This window comes from Acidovorax sp. KPB24-07, assembly GCF_057543315.1.
Map to the genome: position 1 here is coordinate 1 of NZ_BAAJYS010000898.1, position 652 is coordinate 652.

The following is a 652-nucleotide window of genomic DNA, read 5'->3' on the forward strand; positions in this document are numbered from 1 at the left end:
CCCAGGCGGCCACGGCCGCGTCGCACGCGTGGCGGCCGTGGCGCAGCTATGCGGTGATCCGGGCGTGGACGCTGGGGGGCACGCCCGCGGCATCGGGGGCGCCCACCCCGCAATCACTATCAAAAACATAGCAATATGCCGGCGCATTCATTGTGCTGGAGCCACTTTTTACCTTGGATTCGATCATGCAGTTCCATCCCCTCACCGTGCAAAGCCGCACGCTCACTCCGCTGGGCGACGTGCGCCTGTCCGCCTCGCCGCTGGGCCTGTCGGGCCTGTGGTTCGACGGGCAGCGCCACCAGCCAGAAGCGTTGCTCGACGGCCCCGGCGCCTGGCCCGTGGACGACGCCCACCCGCTGCTGCGGCGGGCCACGGCCCAGTTCCACGAATACCTGGACGGCCGGCGCACCCGCTTCGACCTGCCGCTGGACCTGTCGGGCGGCACGCCGTTCCAGCAGGCCGTGTGGCAGGCGCTGCTGGGCATTCCCTGCGGCGCCACCACCAGCTACGGTGCCCTGAGTCGCCTGCTGGAGCGGCCGCTGGCCGTGCGCGCCGTGGGCGCAGCGGTGGGCCGCAACCCGGTGAGCGTGATCGTGCCGTGCCACCGCGTGGTGGGCTCGGCGGGCAGCCTGACGGGCTATGCCGGCGGGCT

At 72.1% G+C, this 652-nt stretch carries 1 protein-coding gene; it reads left to right on the plus strand.

Going from position 1 to position 652, the window contains the following annotated elements:
• Window positions 1-185: 185 nt before the first annotated feature.
• The coding region (locus AC27IQ_RS26550; RefSeq protein WP_487091457.1) for a methylated-DNA--[protein]-cysteine S-methyltransferase at window positions 186-652 on the plus strand (467 nt) is incomplete at its 3' end.